We start from the raw sequence: 17,965 nt of genomic DNA, 5'->3' as shown, positions 1-17,965 counted from the left end.
CGCCCCAATCGAGGAGTTACAAGCCAGTGAACGTACCACTTCAGCCCCCGGCAGCCGGCCAGCACCGGATCAAGGACATTGTCATAACCCCGGTGGCCTTCAAGGATCCCCCGCTCCTGAACGCCGTGGGAGTGCACGAACCATTCGCGCTGCGGGCGATCGTGGAGGTGATGACCGACAGCGGGATCCTGGGACTCGGCGAGACCTACGGAGACGCCCCCCACCTCGAACGCCTCAGGCTTGCCGCAGGGGCCTTGGCCGGCGCAGACGTCTTCAATATCAACGACATGCGCCGACGGGTCGTCGTTGCGCTCACCGCTGACACCAGCGTCGGCGGGCACGGGATGTCCGGGATGGTGACGGGTTCCAGCACGCCGGATCGGGTTCTGTCCCCCTTCGACGTCGCGGCCCTGGACATCCAGGGAAAGATCCTCGGCCGGCCGGTGAGCGACCTGCTTGGCGGCGCCGTCCGGGACGAAATAGCGTTCAGCGGCTACCTCTTCTACAAGTGGGCGGGACATCCCGGACACGAGGAGGACTCGTGGGGGGCTGCCCTGGATCCCTCGTCCATCGTCGCGCAGGCCAAACGGATGATCACCGACTACGGCTTCACCGCCCTCAAGCTTAAGGGAGGCGTGTTTCCCCCCGACCAGGAGATCGACGCAATCCGCGCCCTTCGGGACGCGTTCCCGGATGTTCCGCTGCGCCTGGACCCCAACGGCGCCTGGAACGTGGAAACTTCGATCAAGGTCGGCACGGCGCTGGACGGCGTGCTGGAATACCTGGAGGACCCCACCCCCGGCATACCGGGGATGGCTGAAGTGCGCCGGAACGTTTCCATGCCGCTTGCCACCAACATGTGCGTCGTCAGCTTCGGAGAAGTGGCGCCAGCAGTTGCCGCGGGAGCCGTGGACGTCATCCTCTCCGACCACCACTTCTGGGGAGGGCTGCGCAGGTCGCAGTCGTTGGCCGGCATCACCGAAACATTCGGCCTCGGACTTTCGATGCACTCCAACTCGCACCTGGGCATCAGTCTGGCCGCCATGGTCCATCTCGCGGCGGCTACCCCCAACCTGGACTATGCCTGCGATACGCACTGGCCCTGGAAGGATCCGTCCGAGGACGTCATCGCCCCCGGCCCCCTGGTTTTCAGCAACGGAGCCGTGGCAGTCCCCACCGCCCCCGGCCTGGGCATTGAACTGGACCGGGACGCACTGGCCCGGCTGCACGAGCAATACCTTTCGTCCGGCATGCTCAACCGGGACGACACCGGCTACATGCAGAGCCTGCACCCCGACTACGAGCTGGTCACCCCGCGATGGTGAATGACCGCATCACGTCAGTAAAAGTGTCGCTGGTGATCCTTCCCCTGCAGAAGCCGGCCAGTGACGCGAAGGTACTTACCGGTAAGCAGAAGCCGCTCTCAGAGGTGGCGTTCCTGTTCGCGGAGATCCAGTCCGAGGAGGGCCACGAAGGCGTCGGCTACAGCTATGCCTTGCGGGCAGGGGCGCCGGCCCTCTACGCCCACGCCCGGGAACTCGCTCCCGAGCTGATTGGCGAGAACCCCAACGACATCCAGCGGATCTGGAGCAAGCTGGCCTGGCTGGGGCAGTCGGTGGGCCGCAGCGGGGTCACCGCCCAGGCGGTAGCCGCCTTCGACGTCGCGCTGTGGGACCTGAAGGCCAAGCGCGCCCGCCTGCCATTGGCGCAGCTTCTCGGCGCACACCGGGACTCCGTTCCCTGCTACAACACCTCGGGCGGATACCTCTCCACGCCCATCGATGAGCTGATCGCCGACGCACAGGCGTCGCTCGCCGCCGGCATCGGCGGGATCAAAATTAAAGTCGGCCAGCCCGACAGGCGGCTGGACCTCAGCCGCGTGGCCGCCGTCCGGTCGGCCCTTGGCGAAGACGTCCCGCTGATGGTCGACGTCAACCAGCAGTGGAACCGCACCACGGCAATCCGCATGGGGCTCGCCCTTGAGGAACACGGACTGACCTGGATCGAGGAGCCGCTGGATGCCTACGATGCCGACGGCCACGCCGAGCTCGCCCGCCAGCTCGCAACTCCCATCGCCACTGGCGAAATGCTGACGAGTACCGCCGACCACTACGAGCTCATCCGGCGGGGCGCCGTGGACATTATCCAGCCCGATGCTCCAAGGGTCGGTGGCATCACACCGTTCCTGAGAATCATGGCGCTGGGAGAACAGGCAAAGATGAACATGGCGCCGCACTTCGCCATGGAAATCCACATCCACCTGTCCGCCGCCTATGAACTGGACGCGTGGGTGGAGCACTTCGACTGGCTGGAGCCGCTCTTCGACGAGCGGCTGGAGATCCGCGGCGGGCGCATGCATGTGCCCGTGCGGCCTGGTCTGGGATTCAGCATCAGCGAACAGGCGCGGTCCTGGACGGTCCAGACAGACATGTTCACGAAAACCGGCCTGCTCACACCCCGACTCAGCAATGCCTAAAGGGTATCAACCCATACACAAATAGGCTTAGACAGACATAGAACTACTGCCTAGGCTGAAATCGAACCAACACCATCCGCCCATCACGGCGCTCACCCGGAGGACCACATCGTGGCAAAGTACACACCCCAGGAACTGGCGAACGTCCTCAAAGACGGCCTGCTCTCCTTCCCCGTCACCTCGTTCGATGCAGAGCTGCAGTTCGACGAGGAAAACTACCGCAAGCACCTCGCCTGGCAGGCCAGCTTCCCGGTCGCAGGCCTCTTCGCGGCCGGCGGCACCGGCGAAGGCTTCTCGCTGACCCCGGCCGAGTCCGAGCGCGTCGTCCGTGCCGCGGTGGAGGAAGTCGGCGGCCTCGTTCCGGTCCTCGCCTCCGCCGGCGGATCAACCGCCCAGGCCGTCGAGAACGCCCGCGCCGCGGAAGCCGCCGGCGCCGAAGGCATCCTGCTGCTCCCGCCCTACCTGACCGAAGCGGACCAGGGCGGCCTGATCGAACACGTCAGCGCCATCTGCCGGTCCACGTCCCTCGGCGTCATCATCTACAACCGCGCGAACGCGATCTACAAGGACACCACGGTCGCCACACTGGCCGACCGCCACGAGAACCTGATCGGCTTCAAGGACGGCGTGGGCGACCTCGAGCATGACGCCCGCGTCTACGCCAAGCTCGGCGACCGCCTGTTCTACCTCGGCGGCCTCCCCACGGCCGAGACGTTCGCCCTTCCGCTGCTGCAGCTGGGCATGAGCACCTATTCCAGCGCAATGTACAACTTCGTTCCGCAGTTCGCCCTGGACTTCTACCAGGACGTCCGCAACCAGGACCGCGTCGCCGTGAACCAGAAGCTCAACCAGTTCGTGATTCCTTACCTGGACATCCGTGACCGGGTCAAGGGCTACTCCGTCTCGATCGTCAAGGGCGGGCTGGACGCGATCGGCCGCTCCGCCGGCGGTGTCCGTCCGCCGCTGCAGAACCTGGCGCCGCAGGACCTCGCGGACCTCAAGTCCCTCATCGCCACCGTTTCCTAGGAGGACGCACCGTGACACTTACCGGACACTCGCTCATCGCGGGCCAGCCCGTCGCCGGGGACGGCAAGACGGCGTACGGCTTCAACCCCGCCACGAACGAACAACTCGAACCCGGCTACACGCTGCTCACCGAAGAGCAGCTGAAGGCCGCCACCGCGGCAGCCGCCTCAGCCTACCCCTCCTTCAGCACCTTGGACCCCGAAACGCACGCCCGGTTCCTGGAGGCCATCGCCGACAACATCGAGGCGATCGGCGAGGAGCTCATCACCCGCGCCGGACTCGAAACCGGACTGCCGGCCGCGAGGCTCCAGGGCGAGCGGGCACGCACTACCGGCCAGCTCCGCCTCTTCGCAGCGGTCGTCCGGCAGGGTGACTTCCGCGGAGTCCGGATCGACCCGGCGCTGCAGGACCGCGCTCCCCTGCCCCGCGCCGACATCCGCCAGCGACAGATCCCGCTGGGCCCCGTCGCCGTCTTCGGCGCCAGCAACTTCCCGCTGGCCTTCTCGACGGCGGGCGGCGACACAGCCTCCGCCCTCGCCGCCGGTTGCCCGGTGGTCTTCAAGGCCCACAATGCCCACCCCGGCACCGGCGAACTCGTCGGCCACGCCATCGCCAAAGCGGTCCGTGACGCCGGGCTGCACCCCGGCGTCTTCTCGCTGATCTACGGTCCGGGCAGCAGCATCGGCCAGGCCCTCGTCGCAGATCCGGCCATCAAGGCCGTCGGGTTCACCGGCTCGCAGTCCGCAGGCATCGCCCTGATGCGCACCGCCGCTGCCCGGCCCGAGCCGATTCCGGTCTACGCGGAGATGTCCTCACTGAACCCGGTCTTCGTCTTCCCCGGAGCGCTCAACGGCTCCGCCGAACAAATAGACGCCCTCGCGCAGCAGTACGTCACTGCCGTCACCGGCAGCTCCGGGCAGCTCTGCACCTCCCCCGGACTCCTGTTCGCCCCCGCCGGCGAGCTGGGTGACAAACTCGCCGCCGCCGTCGGCCGCGCCATTTCCACCTGCGCCGGGCAGACGATGCTCACCGAGGGCATCGCCGGCTCCTGGAACGCCGGTGCCGAGGCGTTGGGCTCCGCTGACGGCGTCACCGTCGTCGGGCAAGGCGCCAAAGGAACGACGGAGAACGCGCCCGCCCCCGCCATCTTCGGCACCAGCGTCGCCGAGTTCGTGTCCAACCACGTGCTGCACGCCGAAATCTTCGGCGCCGCCAGCCTCGTGATCCGCTATTCGGCCCCCGAGGAACTCCTGGACGCCGCCAACCGGCTCGAAGGCCAGCTCACGGCTTCCCTGCAGCTCACCGAAGCGGACTACCCGGCGGCTGCAGGCCTCATCCCGGTCCTGGAGCAGAAGGTTGGCCGGATCATCGTCAACGGCTGGCCCACCGGCGTCGAGGTCGGGCACGCCATGGTCCACGGGGGCCCGTTCCCCGCAACCTCGGACACCCGGACCACCTCCGTGGGCACGCTGGCCATCAACCGGTTCCTGCGGCCCGTCGCCTACCAGAACCTGCCGCAGGAACTGCTCCCGGTGCCGCTGCAGGACCCCAACCCTTGGCGGCTCAACCGCCGGGTCGACGGCGTCGTTGAAGCAACCCAGAAAGCAGAGGTCAACGCGTGACCACGCAGCCCACCATCGCCCACGTTGAGGTGGTCCCGGTCGCGGGGCATGACAGCATGCTGATGAACCTCAGCGGCGCGCACGGCCCGTTCTTCACCCGCAACATCGTGATCATCACCGATTCGGACGGCCGCACCGGCCTCGGTGAAGTGCCCGGCGGGGAGAAGATCCGCACCACCATCGAGGAAGCCGGCACGCTGCTCGCCGGAAAGCCGGTGGCGCGCTACCGCTCCCTGCTGCGCGATGTCGCGGCGGAGTTCGCCGACCGCGACGCCGGCGGCCGCGGCCAGCAGACTTTTGACCTGCGCACAGCCGTCCATGCCGTCACCGCCGTCGAATCCGCCCTCCTTGACCTGCACGGTAAGTTCCTCGGCGTTCCGGTGGCGGAATTGCTCGGCGACGGCCAGCAGCGCAGCTCGGTACCCATGCTCGGGTATCTCTTCTTCATCGGAGACACCAGCCGGACGGATTTGCCGTACCTGGTCGAGGACGCACCTGCGGACCGGTGGGAAAAGCTCCGCCGGCAGGAAGCGATGACCCCCGAAGCCGTGGTGGCCCTCGCCGAGGCAGCCCAGGAGCGGTATGGCTTCAGTGACTTCAAACTCAAGGGAGGCGTGCTCGCCGGCGACGCCGAGGTGGACGTCGTCACCGCCCTGGCCAAGCGATTCCCGGACGCACGGGTCACCCTGGATCCCAACGGCGGCTGGCTGCTGGACGAAGCCATCCGCCTGGGCAGGCGCATGCAGGGCGTTGTGGCGTACGCCGAGGACCCCTGCGGCGCCGAAGGCCGCTTCTCCGGACGTGAGGTCATGGCCGAATTCCGCCGCGCCACCGGGCTCAAGACGGCGACGAACATGATTGCCACAGACTGGCGGGAAATGTCCCACGCGATCCGCAGCAACTCCGTGGACATCCCGCTCGCGGACCCGCACTTCTGGACCATGCACGGCTCAGTCCGGGTGGCGCAGTTGTGCAACGAGTTCGGCCTCACGTGGGGCTCGCACTCGAACAACCACTTCGACATCTCACTGGCCATGTTCACGCACACCGGAGCCGCCGCACCGGGCGAGATCACCGCGCTGGACACGCACTGGATCTGGCAGGACGGCCAAGGCCTCACCAAGGACCCGCTGCAGATCAAGGACGGCGCCATTGAGGTTCCGGACGCGCCCGGCCTGGGGATCGAGCTGGACCGCGACGCCCTGGCCAAGGCCCACCAGCTCTACCTGGAACACGGCCTCGATGCCCGCGACGACAGCATCGGCATGCAGTACTACATCGACGGCTGGTCCTTCGATCCCAAGCGGCCCTGCCTCGTCCGCTAGCCGTGGTCCGCTAGGCACCGTCCGCTAAGCCAAATCCCCTAGGGGATCCCCACTTCCGCACGGCCGGCCCTCCTTCCGCAACGAGGAGACGGCCGTGCGGAAACCCACCTCCGGCGCACCTGGCGGCAGGTACCTGACGGAAAGGTAAGAAACTTGGGCGGCGTCGTCACCGGAATACTGATTGTCGCCTCCGTCATCGCAGTCGGATACGTCGCTGCCCGGCTGCGGATCCTCGGACCGGAGGTCCAGGGCGCCCTGACCCGGACGGCCTACTACATCACCAACCCGGCACTGCTGTTCACAGTGGTGGCTGGAAGCGATATCCGGGCCGCGCTCGGCACCGATGCCCCGCTGGCGCTGCTCTCCGCAGCGGCAGTGGGGCTGCTATATTGCCTGCTCAGTTTCCTGTTCTTCCGCCGGCCGGTGGCGGAGACCGCCGTCGGCGCCATGGCGAGCAGCTACGCGAACGCCAATAACATTGGCATCCCCGTGTCCCTGTACGCCGTGGGAACGGCCCAGCATGTGGCTCCCGTGCTGTTGGCGCAGATCCTGGTGATGGCACCTTTCTATCTGACCGTGCTGGGCCTCGCATCGGGGTCGGACATCTCCTGGCGGAAGCTGCTCCTCCAGCCGCTCGGCAACCCGATGATCATCGCCTCCGGCCTGGGCGCAGCCGTCGCACTGACGGCCTGGACCGTGCCGGGACTGTTGCTGAAACCGATCGACATGCTCGCCGCCGGAGCGGTCCCGATGGTGCTGCTGGCCTTCGGGCTCTCCCTGGCCGGCAAGGCCCCGCTGCAAAAAGGCGACGGCCGCACCGAATCGCTCGTGGCCACTGTCTTGAAGATTATCGGCATGCCCCTGATCGTGTGGGCCCTGGGCCGCTTCGTCTTCGGACTCGAGGGGCAGCATCTGCTGGCCAGTGTGATCATGGGGGCGCTGCCGACAGCCCAGAATGTGTTTCTGTTCGCCGCCCCCTACGGCCGTGGCGTGATCGTTGCCCGTGACGTGATCCTGTGCACCACGCTGCTCTGCGTCGGCTCCCTGCTGGCCATCGCCTGGCTGCTTGGTTGATCGAGGCGATGCCGGAACGACACTTGTTCTACAACTTTTGAACTTGTATCCTAAGTTAGGTGGGGCGGAGTTGCCCCGCAGGAACTTTCAGGGAGACCCATGACCAGCGTTGATCTCATCCGCCACGTAAAGCTGTCCACGGCCAGGCTTCCGCTCGCCGTTCCGATCAGCGACGCGAAGGTGTTCACCGGACGCCAGAAGCCCATGACCGAAGTCGTGTTCCTCTTCGCGGAAATCACCACCGAACAGGGCCACAGCGGCATCGGCTTCAGCTACTCCAAGCGAGCCGGCGGCCCGGCCCAGTACGCCCACGCCAAGGAAGTCGCGGAAGGCATTATCGGCGAGGACCCGAACGACATCGGCCGGCTCTACACCAAGCTGCTCTGGGCCGGAGCCTCCGTCGGCCGCTCGGGAGTGGCCACCCAGGCCCTCGCCGCCGTCGACATTGCACTCTACGACCTCAAGGCCAAGCGTGCCGGCCTGCCGCTCGCCAAGTTCCTGGGCTCCTACCGGGACTCCGTGCAGACCTACAACACCTCCGGCGGCTTCCTGAACGCCTCCCTCGATGAGGTCAAAGCCCGCGCCACCGTGCTCCTCGACGAAGGCATCGGCGGCATCAAGATCAAGGTCGGCCTTCCGGACACGGCCGAGGACCTGCGCCGCGTCGCCGGCATCCGCGAGCACATCGGCTGGGACGTGCCGCTTATGGTTGACGCCAACCAGCAGTGGGACCGCGCCACCGCCCTCCGGATGGGGCGCCGGCTGGAGGAGTTCAACCTCGTCTGGATTGAGGAACCGCTGGACGCCTATGACTTCGAAGGCCACGCGGACCTCGCCCGCGCCCTCGACACCCCCATCGCCACCGGCGAAATGCTGGCTTCCGTCGCGGAGCACAAGGGGCTGATCAATGCCAACGGCTGCGACATCATCCAGCCTGATGCGCCGCGGGTGGGCGGTATCACGCAGTTCCTGCGCCTCGCGGCCCTGGCCGATGAGCGAGGTCTGGGCCTCGCCCCGCATTTCGCCATGGAAATCCACCTCCACCTCGCGGCCGCCTACCCGCGCGAGCCGTGGGTGGAGCACTTCGACTGGCTCGATCCGCTCTTCAACGAGCGCCTCGAAACCAAGAACGGCCGCATGTTGGTACCAGACCGCCCCGGGCTCGGCATCTCCCTCAGCGAGCAGGCACGCGCCTGGACGACGGAGTCAGTGGAATTCGGCAAGTAACCTTGAAGCCATGAGCCGGAACCTGACCGCGGACCTTGCCACCGATCTTCGCAGGCGCATCGTCGACGGCGACATCCAGCCGGGCGCGAAACTGCCCAGCGAAAACGCCCTGATCAGCGAATTCGGCGTCAGCCGGACCGTGGTCCGCTCGGCATTGACCCGGCTGCAGGCCGAGGGACTGGTCGAAACCGAACGGGGGCGGGGCAGCTTTGCGCTGACCCCGCCGCCGGACGGACCGCAGCAGGCCGCCGGAAGCCGCCCCGTGGCCAGCCTGGAGGACCGACTGTGGCAGCTGGAGTTCCGCATAGCGGTGGAGTCCGAAGCCGCCGCCCTCGCCGCCCGGAACCATACGGACCGGCAGCTGAAGGCCGTCCGGAAGGCGTTTGAGGAGTTCACGGAGAGCGCTGCGCACCCGGCCCATGCAATGAAGGCAGACTACGAGTTTCACCGTGCCATTGCCGCGGCGTCCGGAAATCCCTTTTACTCCGACTGCTTGGCATCCCTGGGGCAGACCATGATCGCCATGCCGCGCGCCCGCCTTCTCGGCGGCGACGAGCACCTCGCGCGCGACCACTTCGATCAGGTGGTCCAGGAGCATCGGTCAATCGTCGCCGCCATCGCGGAGGGCGACGGACCGTCCTCGTCGGCCGCAATGCGGAGCCATTTGGCAAACTCCCGACGCCGGTTGCGCACCGCCGCTCCAGGCCCCGGCTGAGGTCACGGAGCGCCCTCCCGCGACAGTTGAGACAGTAGGGTGGGTCTCGTTCCTGAGGTAGGCAAGCGGATATCCGGCCGACAGCAGCCTTCCCCGGACGCCGCCCGGTCATAGATGGCGGCATCCGGGGCGACGGGCCCAGCGAGTCCTTGAAGGTATCCGGTGATGCACAATTTGAGTTGGACGGGCATTACTGCCGCCGAATAAGGTGAATGCATCGCTGTGGCGCGGGCCACAAGCACGCCGCCCCGGCCTGCCAGCTTCGCCAGTTCAAAGGAATTCCCCCAATGCAGTCTGTAGACGACGCTGTCACGGACGTGGCCTTGGCCACGAAAAAGTTCTTCAAAAGGGTGCTGCCCATCATGCTGGTCATGCTGGTGTGCAACCAGCTCAACCGGTCCAACATCGGTTACGCCCAGGAGCATCTGCAGGCTGACGTCGGCATCGGCGCCGCCGCATACGGCTTCGGGGCCGGATTATTCTTCATCGCCTACGCCATCTTCGAACTGCCCAGCAACGTGATGATGGAGAAGTTCGGCGCCAAAGTCTGGCTCGCCCGGATCATGATCAGCTGGGGCATCGTTTCTTTCCTGATGGCATTCGTGCAGAACGAGACCATGTTCTACGTCCTGCGGTTCCTGCTGGGGGCCGCGGAAGCCGGGTTCTTCCCCGCCGTGATCTTCTATTTCGCCCGCTGGGTGCCGGCAGGTCAGCGCGGCAAGGCCACGGCGATCTTCATCGCCGGTTCATCGATCGCCGCGGCCCTCTCGGGCCCGATCGCAGGTTTGTTGCTGAGCCTGCACGATGTGCTCGGCCTTCGCGGCTGGCAGTGGCTGTTCGGCTTTGAAGGACTGCTGTCGGTCGCCGTGGGCGTCGTGGTGTTCTTCCTGCTCGACGCGAAGATCCAGGACGCCACGTGGCTGAGCGCCGGGGAAAAGGCCGCCCTGTCAGCTGCAATTGCCCACGAGGACGCCCAGCACGCCGCCTCCTCCCCGGGCAAGGGAACGCTCAACCGCTGGAAGATGCTGCTGAACCCGCAGATCCTCCTGCTGTGCGGTATCTACTTCGCCGTCCAGCTCTCCATTTACGCCAATACTTTCTGGTTGCCCACCATTGTCAAGCGCATCCCGGGAACCACCGACCTCAGCGTCGGGTTCCTCTCGGCGATTCCGTGGGTCTGCGCCGTGATCGCCATGTACTTTGCCGCCCGGTGGCAGGACAAGGCGAAGTCGAAGCGGCCTTTGCTCGTTGCTGCACTGCTGGTCGCCGCGGTCGGCACCCTCGCAGCCGCCGTCGCCTCGCCCGTGCTGGCACTGGTCTTCCTGGCGGTCGCCGCCATGGGCTTCAAGAGCGCCTCGCCCCTGTTCTGGACCATCCCGCAGTCGGGGCTGCACCCGATGATCCTCGCCCCGGCCATCGCCATCATCAACTCGCTCGGAAACCTGGGCGGCTTCGTGGCGCCCTTCGGCTTCGGCCTGATCAAGGAACAAACGGGCAGCGTCGTCCCGGGGCTCTTCGCCCTGGCCGCGGCGTCGACGATCGCCGCCGGTCTGGTCTACTTCCTGAAGGAACGCCGAACCGAAGCCGCGGCTGACCGGACCGCAGGCGAGAGCGCGGAGGAAGCCGCAGCAGAACTCGCCACTTCCCGGTGAGGGCCTAGGCCCAGAACGCGTCGCCCTGCGCGGTGTCAGCGTAGAACTCGCGGCCTTCGGCAATCTTGCCGTCGCGAATTTGGAAGGCGATTGCACCGTCCGTGTCCAGGCTCCTGCCGTTGTTCTCCGCCTGGTTGTGCTGCAGGCCGACGGTGTGGTTTTCACCGGCGACGACGTCCTGGAGGGTCACCTTCAGCTGGCCACCCGAACGTGTTCCGAGTTCCTCAAAGTAGGCCAGGATGGCGCTCCATCCTTCCTTCCTGCCCGAAAGCGCGCCGTTTCCGGGAACGTACCAGACGGCATCTTCGGCGAACAACCCCCTGAGTGTCTCCATATCGCCCGCGCTGAAGGCCTCGTAACCGCGTCGGACCAGTTCAGCATTCTCTTCTGTGCCCATTTCGACCACCTCTCCGTCGTCGTTGTCGGGTCAGCTTTCTTCGAACGAAATAAGGCTAGTCCGGTCGGTATTGCGTGTCGATGGGTCGCGGGTTGGGCTCACCCCCCTGTCCGTTGCCCGGCGGCGGCGACGGCCAGGAACGTCCTCCCGGCGTAGATTGCGTTTCAATCATTGAAAACGAAGAGCATCGACGACGTCGATCCACGGCACTCTTGAGTGGACACCTCTGTAGATTAGTGACAGGAAAGAAGGAAGCGATGTCCCTCAGCGTTGAGGAAATGAACCAGCAGCTCCCGGTGGCCAACGTGCTCCCCGGCGAGGCCGTCCCGTACTACATGGCCTCGGGCGAAGGCGCGCGCTACGAGATCAACGGTCAACTCGTCACGGTCATCGCGCGCGCGGCGGACAGCGGTGGAATTTTCAGCGCCGCCTATATTTCCGGCGGCATGGGCGCGGAGTCCCCGTTTGTCAGCCACGCAGTGGAACACAAAACTCTGTACGTCTTCGACGGAATCCTGCACGTCTGGCTGCCGGGCGAGAGCCGGATCCTCACCCCGGGAGACTCCGTGGTCATCCCGCCCGGAACACCCCACGCCTACCGGATGGCCAGCCACTACACCCGGTTCCTGAACTGGATGACCCCCGGAGGCGCCGAGGCGTACTACGAGCGCGTCGGCACGCCCGTCGACTCCCACGTCCCGCCCGTCACCCCGGGCCGGAAACCAAGCCGGCAGGAATGCGTCGAGGTGGGCGCCGAATTCGGCATCACTTTCCCGGAGGTGGAACGGGTTGCGCCCTCCCTGCAGCAGAACGCCGGCCTGCCCCCGGCCGCCAGCCCCTACTTCCTCAGCGCCGGTGAGGGCGAGCGGCTGGTGAGCTACCAGACGATGTTCACCTACCTCTCCCGGCCGGCGAACACGGGTTCCAACTACTTTGCCGTGCACACCAAGGGGGCCAAGTCCCCCTACATTCCGCTGCACTTTCACGAACAGCACACGGAGAACTTCCTCTGCACCGAGGGCCGGATGTGGATCTACGCCAACGGCCGCGAGGTCCTGCTGACCAAGGGCGATTTCCTGCACGCCCCCGCGGGCACCATCCACTCCTTCGCTTTCGATGCCCACAACACACAGATGGTCGGGTTCCTGACGCCATCGGTCTTCAACGGCTTCTTCGAGTACTTCAACAAGCGCACCGAGGACTACCACTACACCGAAGGCGGCACGCCGTATATGGACATGGAAGGGTTTGGCCGGGCGCAGGCCGAGATGGACCTGACCGTGGTGGGTCCCCCGCCGCAGCGCCGCGCGGCCCTGGACCTCTGACCTCGACTGCTGAACCCGCCCGACCACAAGGCAATGGCCCGGAACCCCGCGAGGGTTCCGGGCCATTCCCGTCGGTGGATCATCGAATGCTCCGTAGGCGCCCTTTTGGCCCTGAATACGGCAGTTACGGAGCAGTCGATGGGGACTGCTTCACCAGGGCGCGGCCATAATCGTTACCGTTGGGGGTCCTGACCACCGTGTGCATGTGGAACGGCGCGGGCTCGTCATTGCTGAGGAACACCCCCGTGTGGTGGTCCAGCTCCAGGATCAGCACGGGACTCTGCAGCCGGAAGTAGAAGGCTTCCGGCGCCTTCCAGCCGCCGATCCAGCTGAACCACGTCTCGCCGTAATGCTCCTGAATTTCGCGTCTACGTGCCGCCCGTGGACCCTGCGGCAGGTAGGCGATGAAGTCTTCCACAACGTCATCCAGCACGGCCCGGGCCTCCGCCGGCATGGAGCTGACCAGGATGCCCTCGTACGGGATCACCCGATTGTCCTGGAAGCAGCCACCCAGGTGCCGCTCGTCGCCGGAATGGATCCGCCCGTCCGGCATGGCCGGGTCCACCATGGCCTCGTACACCGTGGCCTCTTGCCGCCGACCGTCCGGCAGGGCGGCCATCAGTTGCCGCGCGAGGGCGATCCGCTCCTTGAAGACCTTCACGCCCCGGTGCGGCCCGGCGTCAATACCGTCCGGTTCGGCGCCCAGGAAGACGGGTGAGATCACCAGTTGGGTGCCCGCTACCAGGCAGTTCAGGGCCACGTGGTGGCCAAAAAGCTGCCAGCCCCACGGCGCAGTTTCGGACGGCTCGCCATAGAGGGCGAAGTTGTAGCTGAACTCGTTCAGCAGCAGCGGCAGCTCCACCAGGTCGCCCAGGAACCCGTTGATCCGCATGAGGTTCCGGACCAGCTGGAATCCGGCCGGGCTCAGGCTTGCCTCCACGACGGCCAATGCTGCATCCCGGACATCGGAATCCAGCTCGTCCAGCCGGAGCCCGGTGTCGTGCTGCATAAACTCCGGGTTGGCCCAGCTCTGCCACTCGGTGGCGTCCACGGCGTAGGTCAGCCGGGACATCTCGTTCGAAGTCGCGGCAGAGAGCAGCTTCCGGGCGGCCGCTACCATCGCAGCCGTCGGTGCCTCTTCGCCCTGCCGGGCAGCAGCCAGCGGATATAGGCCGGGCCGGGGCAGGCCGTCGTTGGTGATGCCCTTGAACGGCTGCGGATACAGCTCCTTCCAACCCTCGATCATGGGGCCGGCGAAAGAGTCGGTAGTGGCTGCCACGGCGTACTCGCGGGCATTAAGTCCTCGGATTTCCGCCACGCGCGGGTGGTCGGGGGAAAACAGGAACTCACGGAATGACGGCGCTGACACGGGTGTCCCTTTCCTTGTCAGGGGTTATCGAGGCACGCTGCGCAACCCAACCAGCGGCCACGGCTAGCGCTTCCGCTGCCGCCTCGGCCGAACTTCCGCGCCAGGCAACGTGCTGGTCAGGGCGGACCAGGACAGCGTCCGCGCGCCACAAGTCCGCCATCGGCGTCCCGTCGTCGGCCGGTCCGACGGCGGCTACTGTCACCGGGATGCCACGCTGTGCCGCCGCGTCGAGGACGGGCCGGAAAGCTTGGTCCTCCGGGACTCCGCCCAGCGCACCGGCGTCGGCCAGCAAAGTGAAGCCGGCCCCGAGGCTGCTGTACACCGAAGTGGTGGTGTCCAGCCACGCGTGCGGAAGCAGGCCTCCCGGACTGGCCGATGGTATATAGCGGATGGGGTCCTCGGCTGGAGCAGTCGAACCGTCCGGCACCACGACGGGCGAGTCCGCGTAGGAGTAGCCGAGAACCAGTCCCAACGAATCGAACTCGCTCTGTTTCACCGCGAGGGCCCAGTGCGCTGTCTGCCTGGCGCGGCCGCCTTCCTCGCCCCCGCTGCGCAGGGCAGGGTCAGCAAAGTGGTAGGCCAGCGCCTTGCCGTTGGCGGCGGCATCGCGGATGGTCCTCGCAGCCACGGGCCGTCGTTCCAGCTCGTAGCTGTCCAGGAGCTCCGGGCCCGCCCAGCCGGACAGGTGGGCGGCGATTTTCCAGGCCAGGTTGGCGGCGTCGCCGATGCAGGTGTTGAAGCCGTGCCCGCCCCACGGCGGATTCAGGTGTGCCGCGTCGCCCACCAGGAAGACGCCGTTCCGGCCGTAGGCCGGTGCGAGGAGCATGCGGGCCGTCCACGGATCGGTGGCGACTACGTCAACGTCCACGTCTGCGCCCACCAGCCGGCGGACCATGGCGGCGGCGCCATCCCCCGCGGTGCTGCCGGGGCCCGACGTTTGGGCCGCGGTGGCGTCCACGCCCTGGATGATGGCCCACCAGGTATCGGCGAGATCCATCCGGCCCACCATGCCGGCGGTTTCCGTGCTAACGACCCAGTATTGGACGGCCGGAGGCAGGCTGATCGCGGAGCCCAAATCCTTGGAACGGAACAAGATGCTGATGTTGGACAGGGCGGCGGAACCGCCTTCGAGGCGGATGCCCAGGCTGCGGCGTACGGCGGACGAAGCGCCGTCGGCCCCGACCACGAAGCGGGCGGTGATGGCGCGGGAACGTCCCGCGCCGTCCGCCACCGAAACAACAGATCCGGAACCGGCGCTGGTGCCGCCCGCGCCGGCATGACCGGCCTGACCAGCGACATCCTGAACGGTGACATCCTGAACATGCCACCCGGACAGCAGGGTGACAAGCGGCGACTCGGTCACCGCCGCGCGGAGGACGCCCTCAAGGACGGGCTGCGGAACCTGCTGGCCGCACTCGGGCTGCGGCCCGTAGCGGCCGGGCACCAGCTGGAAGGCGCGGCGGAATGTGCGCAGCTCATGGGCCGAAGGGCCAGTGAGACCGGTGCAGAAGATGACGTCCTGGGCGTAGCCCACGGGCAGGGGCGCCGCGGCCCGGAGTGCCTCCGCGAGTCCCAGCCGGCGCAGGTGCGTCATGGTGCGGGCGTTAGTGGTCTTGGCGCGTGGGCGCGATGGGTCCACGGAAGTGCGGGGCTCGACCACCACGCTGGGGATGCCACGGGAGGCCAGGTCCAGAGACAGGAAGAGTCCGCTGGGGCCGCCGCCGGAGATCAGTACCTGCACCTCTTCCGGCAGCGCATCAGGGGCGGCAGCGTGGACGGTGACCATCAGGCGCGGCCGCGGAGTGAGATGTCGCCGACGGGAGTGGTGAGGGTGCCGAGTTTGTCGATCTCCACCTCCACCGTGTCGCCCGGTTGCAGCAGCCACTGCGGGCTGCGCGCATAGCCAACACCCTCCGGGGTTCCGGTGGCGATCACATCGCCCGGGTGGAGGGTGAAAGTCTGGCTGATCAGCGAGATGATGGCCGGCACGGAGAAGATCATGTCCCGGGTGTTGCCGTTCTGGACTTCGGTGCCGTTCACGCGGGTGCGGACTTGGAGGCCGTCGCGGAGGTCCCCCACCTCATCACGGCTGACCAGCGGGCCGAGCGGTCCGGTAAAATCGCCGTTTTTCCCCAGGGTCCACTGGGTGGTGAGCTTCTGGGCGTGCCGGGCGGTCAGGTCATTGAAGGTGGAGTAGCCAAAGACCGCTTCGCCCGCTTCGTCCTCGTCGGCTGATTGGACGCGCCGGCCGATGTACGCCGCCACTTCGCCTTCCCAGTCCAGGCCGGCCTCGCCCAATGGAACCGGTACCGGCACATTCCCGACCGAGAGGGACGCCGTCCAGCGGCCGAACAGCGTGGGGTAGGGAGGGAGGTCCTGGTCCTTGTAACTGCCTTCTGCCGCGTGGGCCTTGTAGTTCAGGCCAACGCAGATGACCCGGGCGGCTGCAGGCACCAGCGGCACCTCCGTGACGGCGGCCCGCTCATGCCAGTTCCCGGCGTCGGACATGAGGGCGGCGGACTTGTCCTGCCAGCCGGCCACGTCCGCCCAAAACTCGGCCGCGGGTGCCAACGGGAAGACGCGGGAGCCGGCAAGGGCTGCTGCCCAGGCCGAGCCGCGGTGGTTGATGCCGATGTACTGCATGTGGAGCCTTTCAGGTCTAGCCAAGGCACAAGAGATGCCAAACAGGCTGGTTCAAGTCAGATGGTTAAGAGTCAGAAACTGTGCGCTTGCCTGCGGAAGAAATCGATGGTGGCTTCGAGGACCTTCTGCGCCGCCGCCGGACTCTTGTCCGGCAGCGACCACATGTGGTCGCTGCCCTCAATGAGGAGAAGTTCGACGTCGGTCCCGGCGGCTTCCAGCGCCGCCGCAAGGGTGGAGGACTGCGCCGCCGGGACGAACCGGTCAGCGGTGCCGTGCGCGAGGAAGAACGGCGGTGCGTGCTCCCCGGCGTAGGTCAGGGGGCTTGCGGCTGCGGCCTTGTCCGGGGCGTCCGCGGGCTGCGCCCCGAGCAGGAGCGCCTCGCGGGAGCCGGGATCGTCAGCACGGGCAACTGCGTCCGGGAGCGCCTGGGCGCCCATGCGGAACAGGTCGGTGGGCGGGTACCAGGCGGCGACGGCGGCGACGGCGTCGCTGATGCCACCAAGCCCATCGGGGTCATCGAAATGGCCGCGATATCCCGCTGCACCGCCTGTCAGTCCCACCAGGCTGGCGAGGTGGCCGCCGGCCGAATCGCCCCACGCGTAGATCCGGTCCGGGTCCACGTTGAAGCCAGCGGCATGCGTGCGGAGCCAGCGGATCGCAGCCTTTGCATCCAGCAGCTGGGCGGGGAAGTCGGCCACTGAACTCAGCCGGTAATCGGCGGAAGCAACCACGAACCCGGCTTCAACGAGCCGGTCGATCGGGCTCAGGCCCAGGGAGTCCACCGTGGGCCCAAGGGAGGAGCGGGCACCTACCCGCCAGCCGCCGCCGTGGTAATGGACCACCGCCGGGAAGGCTTGGGACTGCCGCCCCCCGGACTGCTGTGCGGCGGCGGGAAGATACAGGTCCAGCAGCAGTTCCGCGGCCCCTTCGGGCTGCGCAAATGCGATCCCTTTCAGGGTCTTTCCTGCCGTCATCGTCGACTCCATCTCCGTACCGTGTCATTTCAGAACTGCGTCATCGCAGCACCGTGTCATCTCTGCACCGTGTCATCTCTGCACCGTGTCATCCCTGCCGCGCGGTGCGTGGTCCGCGTCATAACTCAACTTTCGCTGAT

The 17,965-nt window shown here is 66.8% G+C and carries 15 protein-coding genes; 10 read left to right on the top strand and 5 right to left on the bottom strand.

Going from position 1 to position 17,965, the window contains the following annotated elements; genetic code table 11:
* Positions 1-26: 26 nt before the first annotated feature.
* From OM977_RS09115 to OM977_RS09075, 9 genes are all read left to right on the top strand, one after another.
* Positions 27-1,325, top strand: coding sequence for a glucarate dehydratase family protein (locus OM977_RS09115; protein WP_264357161.1), 1,299 nt, complete (start codon positions 27-29; stop codon positions 1,323-1,325).
* Positions 1,319-2,476, top strand: coding sequence for an L-talarate/galactarate dehydratase (locus OM977_RS09110; RefSeq protein ID WP_264357160.1), 1,158 nt, complete (start codon positions 1,319-1,321; stop codon positions 2,474-2,476). The genes OM977_RS09115 and OM977_RS09110 overlap by 7 nt, the downstream gene beginning before the upstream one ends.
* A 111-nt stretch (positions 2,477-2,587) precedes the next feature.
* The gene (gene kdgD, locus OM977_RS09105; RefSeq protein ID WP_264357159.1) at positions 2,588-3,502 is read left to right on the top strand and encodes a 5-dehydro-4-deoxyglucarate dehydratase; all 915 of its coding nucleotides are present in this window, start codon (positions 2,588-2,590) and stop codon (positions 3,500-3,502) included.
* Between the two features lie 11 nt (positions 3,503-3,513).
* Positions 3,514-5,124, top strand: a complete 1,611-nt coding sequence (locus OM977_RS09100; RefSeq protein WP_264357158.1) for an aldehyde dehydrogenase (NADP(+)) — start codon at positions 3,514-3,516, stop codon at positions 5,122-5,124.
* Entirely contained in the window at positions 5,121-6,449 is a 1,329-nt protein-coding gene (locus OM977_RS09095; RefSeq protein WP_264357157.1) for an enolase C-terminal domain-like protein, read from the top strand. Before OM977_RS09100 ends, OM977_RS09095 begins: the two co-directional genes overlap by 4 nt.
* 153 nt (positions 6,450-6,602) lie before the next feature.
* Entirely contained in the window at positions 6,603-7,523 is a 921-nt protein-coding gene (locus OM977_RS09090) for an AEC family transporter (protein ID WP_264357156.1), read from the top strand.
* Between the two features lie 99 nt (positions 7,524-7,622).
* A complete protein-coding gene (locus OM977_RS09085) occupies positions 7,623-8,750 on the top strand; it encodes an L-talarate/galactarate dehydratase (RefSeq protein ID WP_264357155.1) in 1,128 nt (375 codons plus the stop codon).
* A 10-nt stretch (positions 8,751-8,760) separates the two neighbouring features.
* Positions 8,761-9,465: a FadR/GntR family transcriptional regulator gene (locus OM977_RS09080; RefSeq protein ID WP_264357154.1), complete on the top strand. Its 705-nt coding sequence runs from the start codon at positions 8,761-8,763 to the stop codon at positions 9,463-9,465.
* 287 nt (positions 9,466-9,752) lie between these two features.
* A complete protein-coding gene (locus OM977_RS09075; RefSeq protein ID WP_264357153.1) occupies positions 9,753-11,117 on the top strand; it encodes an MFS transporter in 1,365 nt (454 codons plus the stop codon).
* Between the two features lie 4 nt (positions 11,118-11,121).
* Here the strand turns inward: OM977_RS09075 and OM977_RS09070 are convergent, their stop codons facing one another.
* Positions 11,122-11,514: a nuclear transport factor 2 family protein gene (locus OM977_RS09070; RefSeq protein ID WP_264357152.1), complete on the bottom strand. Its 393-nt coding sequence runs from the start codon at positions 11,512-11,514 to the stop codon at positions 11,122-11,124.
* A 257-nt stretch (positions 11,515-11,771) separates the two neighbouring features.
* Between OM977_RS09070 and OM977_RS09065 the strand changes: the two genes are divergently transcribed.
* Positions 11,772-12,839 carry a quercetin 2,3-dioxygenase gene (locus OM977_RS09065; RefSeq protein WP_264357151.1) on the top strand — a complete coding sequence of 356 codons (1,068 nt, stop codon included), beginning with the start codon at positions 11,772-11,774 and terminating at the stop codon, positions 12,837-12,839.
* Between the two features lie 124 nt (positions 12,840-12,963).
* Here the strand turns inward: OM977_RS09065 and OM977_RS09060 are convergent, their stop codons facing one another.
* The 4 genes from OM977_RS09060 to OM977_RS09045 all read right to left on the bottom strand — a co-directional run bounded on the left by OM977_RS09060 (position 12,964) and on the right by OM977_RS09045 (position 17,825).
* Complete coding sequence (locus tag OM977_RS09060) at positions 12,964-14,208, bottom strand: DUF3500 domain-containing protein (RefSeq protein ID WP_264357150.1); 1,245 nt, start codon at positions 14,206-14,208, stop codon at positions 12,964-12,966.
* Positions 14,186-15,994, bottom strand: coding sequence for an FAD-dependent monooxygenase (locus OM977_RS09055; RefSeq protein WP_264357149.1), 1,809 nt, complete (start codon positions 15,992-15,994; stop codon positions 14,186-14,188). Before OM977_RS09055 ends, OM977_RS09060 begins: the two co-directional genes overlap by 23 nt.
* Positions 15,994-16,851 carry a fumarylacetoacetate hydrolase family protein gene (locus tag OM977_RS09050; RefSeq protein WP_264357148.1) on the bottom strand — a complete coding sequence of 286 codons (858 nt, stop codon included), beginning with the start codon at positions 16,849-16,851 and terminating at the stop codon, positions 15,994-15,996. Before OM977_RS09050 ends, OM977_RS09055 begins: the two co-directional genes overlap by 1 nt.
* 71 nt (positions 16,852-16,922) lie before the next feature.
* Positions 16,923-17,825, bottom strand: coding sequence for an alpha/beta hydrolase (locus OM977_RS09045; protein ID WP_264357147.1), 903 nt, complete (start codon positions 17,823-17,825; stop codon positions 16,923-16,925).
* Between the last annotated feature and the right edge of the window lie 140 nt (positions 17,826-17,965).

It is taken from the genome of Pseudarthrobacter sp. MM222, from assembly GCF_947090775.1.
Taxonomy (GTDB): Bacteria; Actinomycetota; Actinomycetes; order Actinomycetales; family Micrococcaceae; genus Arthrobacter.
The sequence above is the reverse complement of the archived record's forward strand: the minus strand, read 5'-3'. Positions and strand labels throughout refer to the sequence as shown.